The 4,353-nt window shown below is 46.3% G+C and carries 3 protein-coding genes; 1 reads left to right on the forward strand and 2 read right to left on the reverse strand.

Annotated elements, in window-relative coordinates:
* Positions 1–535: 535 nt before the first annotated feature.
* Both RMO35_RS20235 and RMO35_RS20240 read right to left on the reverse strand, forming a co-directional pair.
* On the reverse strand, positions 536–838 hold the full coding sequence (locus RMO35_RS20235) for a DUF6464 family protein (protein ID WP_309743626.1): 303 nt from the start codon (positions 836–838) through the stop codon (positions 536–538).
* A gap of 338 nt (positions 839–1,176) precedes the next feature.
* Positions 1,177–2,424, reverse strand: coding sequence for a 4-hydroxy-3-methylbut-2-enyl diphosphate reductase (locus RMO35_RS20240; RefSeq protein ID WP_309743628.1), 1,248 nt, complete (start codon positions 2,422–2,424; stop codon positions 1,177–1,179).
* 231 nt (positions 2,425–2,655) lie between these two features.
* On the opposite strand from RMO35_RS20240, the gene RMO35_RS20245 reads away from it, so the two are divergent.
* The gene (locus RMO35_RS20245; protein WP_309743631.1) at positions 2,656–4,038 is read left to right on the forward strand and encodes a Rieske 2Fe-2S domain-containing protein; all 1,383 of its coding nucleotides are present in this window, start codon (positions 2,656–2,658) and stop codon (positions 4,036–4,038) included.
* The last annotated feature ends 315 nt before the right edge of the window (positions 4,039–4,353 follow it).

Genomic DNA, 4,353 nt, shown 5'->3' on the forward strand with positions numbered 1-4,353 from the left:
AGATCGCCAGATAAATTGTCAGAGAACCGATTCTGCATAAAAGTAAGCTTGGCTTGAGGGATCGAGTGAGTTGTCAACTGGGCTAGTTGGGATTCTAGCCGATCTCGGTCATTTGTCTGAGTAGGGGATACCGCACTAAAATTGATGATGAGCAAATCTATCGCGTTTCTAATGGCGATCGCCAGTAGTTATCGTCCTAAATCTGGCGCTCTTTTGCCCAAACTGAAGCAAGATTTCGTTTCAGTATGAGATTACCGCGATCGCCAATCCGATCGGTAGCTTATCTTGATAATATTTTCGGAAATCTGTCAAGGTGATTCGAGCAAAATGTCGATCTAGCTCAATTTCCCGACTGACTAAAGCCACGAACGGAAGAGCGTCACGATGGGATCCTAAATTTAGGCGGAATGCGATCGCTGGAATTAGCTGTCATGAAATGGCAGTCGGATGAGCCGAGCGTGCGACTACTAATATTGTGCGCTCGATTTTTGCGCGAAACATCGATGCTGACTAAAAAGTTTTAGCGATCCACTATCTATTCTTCCTTCGACTGATAGTGGCGACAATCTTGGCACAGACCGTCTGGATTTACCGCGCAGCGGATATAGGGCGATCTGGCATTGTAGCTACAACTCAGATCGCCGATGACATAGCCAACACCCTCGATGTATTGTTCTTCCGGGTCTCTGGTTATTCGTTTGTAAAACCGCCGATTGGAGCTAGCTTCTGTCACCGTCAGCCGACGACTGCGAGCGCGGAGCCGATGGTTGGATCGCAACCAAAAGCAGACGATCGTTATCAAAATAATCGCACCAATACCTATTAATGTGTGGATCACCCATCGCACCTCAATTCTTAATTAACATGATAACCTGCTAATTTAGGCAGAAAACAGTACTTTTATTAAAAATTGCGAATCCAACCAAATATTTGACTGGATTCGCTCTCGCTCGTCGGGCTTTGTCTGTGAATGTTGCGAGATTTTAGGAGCCGATCGGTATCGATATCGATACCTAAATTACGCCGCTACTTGCTACCAAATGGCTGAAGTAAGCAGTCAAAGTCAGCAGCCCAGAGGTGAGCTTTTTGTGCGCTCTTACTCAGATTTAAATCTGATTTTGCTACCGATCTTTTAAGTACCCGCCAGCAAAATTTGGCACCAGTAAGTCGATCTACTTAAGACGGGAGTGCCAGCGCCAGTGTCTGTCCGCTTTTTGTCGCAAAAATTCGTTCGATCGCGGCTTCGACTACTTTATCGGGAGTAGAAGCTCCTGATGTAATGCCAACGACAATCTTTCCGGGTGGCAACCAATTTTTGGTAATTTCCAAATCTTTTAATAGTGGTTTATGTTCGATCTGATTATCAGCCAAAATACGGAACTCACTATCGATATGATACGAAGGAATCTGATGTTCGATCGAGATTTCTTGGAGGTGAGTGGTGTTAGATGAGTTGTAGCCGCCGATGACTAGCATCAGGTCGATCGGCTCGTCCACTAGCTCGAACATGGCGTCCTGACGCTCTTGGGTGGCATCGCAGATAGTATTGAAGCTTTGGAAGTGGTCGTTTAATTCAGCAGTACTATATTTTTTCATCATCGTCCGCTCGAACAATTTCCCGATCGCTTCAGTTTCGGTTTTGAGCATCGTGGTTTGATTGGCAATCCCTACTTTTTCGAGATCTAGGTCTGGGTCGAATCCTACTGAATAAGCCTTGCTAAATTTCTCCAGAAATTCAGTTCGGCGCTGCAATTTTTCTTCCGGCGAGTCACCATTATTTAAAATATAATCGGCAACATAATTTGCCTGATCCATATTTAAGACAACTAAATACTTGTCGGCAAATGAACTAGTGGCGACAGTCTCTTCATGCTTGTATTGACCGTGAATAATCGAGGTATAATCTCTTTTCTTGTGCTTCTCGATCGTATTCCAGACCTTAGATACCCAGGGACAAGTCGTATCGACGATCGTACAGCCCTTATCGTTTAGCAGTTGCATTTCTTGGACGCTAGCACCAAAAGCAGGGAGAATTACGACGTCGCCCCGATCGATCTTATCGAAATTTTTTAAGCCATTTTCAACCTCAATGAAGTTCACTTTCATCTCCCGCAATCGTTGATTGACAGAAGGATTGTGAATGATTTCATTGGTGATCCAAATCTGCTCGGTGGGGAAGTGCTGGCGCGTTTCATAGGCAATCGCTACCGCTCTCTCTACTCCCCAACAAAAGCCAAAAGATTTTGCCAATCGAATCGTGACATCGCCGCGAGTCAGGGTATAGTTGCGATCGCGAATCTCTTTAATTAAATCGCTTTCATATTCTGATTTTAAGACCACCTCTACCTCGGCTTGATGTCCGAATCCTTTGCGGTGGTAGTTTTCTGATTGGTTGAGCGATCTTTTAAATGCTTTGGTATCCATAGATGGTGCGTTAAATTAATTGATAATGGATAACTAATAATTGATAATTTCGGATTGGTTGGGTGAATCGGGCGATGTGTCTCCAAGCGCGATTAATAGCATTATATCGATTGGGGGATAGCGGATTGGCGTTTTTGCCTAACTTCTGTCTGGTTGCGGCAACTTGCGATCGATTGTTATCTTAGATGTAAAGGAGTGTAAAGCAAACGAGTCGCACGGGGTAAGACATCGATGACAACAGCACTATCAGTACCAGCAACAGCAGGTGGCAACGATCCGACTCGGTTCGATCCGATCGAGTCTTGGTATCCAGTATTTTACATTGAGGATCTAGATAAACTTACACCGACACCATTTACGTTACTCGATCGCGATTTGGTTCTCTGGTGGGACACTCAAGCTCAGGCGTGGCGAGCATTTGACGATCGTTGTCCCCATCGGCTAGCGCGACTCTCAGAAGGGAGAATTGCTGAAGATGGTTTACTCGAATGTCCCTATCACGGTTGGGCATTTACAGGCGCTGGTACTTGCGATCGCATCCCCCAGCAGTTACCCGATGCTAAAGCCGAAACCTCTCGCCGCGCTTGTGTCAAATCCCTACCGACGACTGTCGCGCAAGGCTTGTTATTTGTCTATCCCGGCACGCCAGATCTCGCCGCGCAGACACCAGTACCGCTGATGCCAGTACCGATGGTAGATGCCAAGCCGACAGATGGGTGGATCGTCTTAAATACGTTTCGAGACTTACCCTATGATGCGGCAACTTTGCTCGAAAATGTCCTCGATCCGAGCCATTTACCCTACACCCATCACAATAGCGTCGGCAAGCGATCGAATGCTAGTCCGGTAGAGTTGGAAGTAGTATCATCCGATAAATCTGGCTTTACGGGCACTTGGGCGGAGGGGCCGCGAAAGGGTACACTCGGAAGACAGGATACCACCTTCATCGCGCCCTGCCTGATGTGGCACGAACTCACATCCAAGCAGTTTGGCGAGACGATTACGGTAGTTTATGCCACCCCCACGCGCAAAGGTGAGTGTCGGATTTTTGCCAGATTCCCGTTCAAATTTGCTAACAAACTGCCCGCATTCTTTATTAGCGCTACGCCCCAATGGTATTCGCATATCAATAATAATGCGATCCTCGAAGACGACCAAATTTTCCTGCATCACCAAGAGCGCTATCTCGCCCACAGTGGTGGCAGTGAAAATTTTAGTCAGGCATTTTATCTCCCGACAAAAGCCGATCGATTCGTGTTTGAATATCGGCAGTGGTTGAATAATTATCATGCCGATCCCTTTCCGGGACAAGTTTTCCAGCCACCTTTAGCCACTGAGCAATTGCTCGATCGCTATCACAGTCATACCGAGCATTGTCACAGTTGTCGGACTGCCCACAAAAATATTCAGACAGCCAAGCAAGCGATCGTCGTTATCGCGATCCTCGCTTGGATCGGCATGACAATTCTGGCGCTCAGCGGTGGTGAAAATGCCCTCAATCTCGGCTCGATCGCGATCGGGATAGTTGGAGGTGGTGCGCTTGTTTGGGTGGTCTTAAATCGCCTGCAAATCAGGCTGGAGCGAGGAGATCGGATTCCAGCCAGAAATCGTTAGGAATAGAATTAACCTCAAACAGAAACCCGACTTCTTTGTTGAAGAAGTCGGGTTTCTATAGAGTGCCTACGACTGAAGTCGTGGCTAGTGATGCAAAGTCCGCCTACGCGGACTAATTTCCCTGAATAGCCAATAAGGTTAACTAATCACTAATGACTAATCACTATTCACTATTCACTCAATAGTAACTGCTTTGACATCAACTGGAGCATCCTCGACAGTTGTTGATGTTGTAGATTTATCCGCTCTAGGATTGTTTGCTTGTAACTTCTCTTTAGCAATTTGCGAAACTTCAGCAATTAATAGCGAGATAAT

This window comes from Chamaesiphon sp. OTE_20_metabat_361 (assembly GCF_031364565.1).

Bases quoted from the DNA above. Each gene is read 5' to 3' on its own strand.
- RMO35_RS20240 (WP_309743628.1), bottom strand. From the start codon at position 2,424: ATGGATACCAAAGCATTTAAAAGATCGCTCAACCAATCAGAAAACTAC.
- RMO35_RS20245 (WP_309743631.1), top strand. From the start codon at position 2,656: ATGACAACAGCACTATCAGTACCAGCAACAGCAGGTGGCAACGATCCG.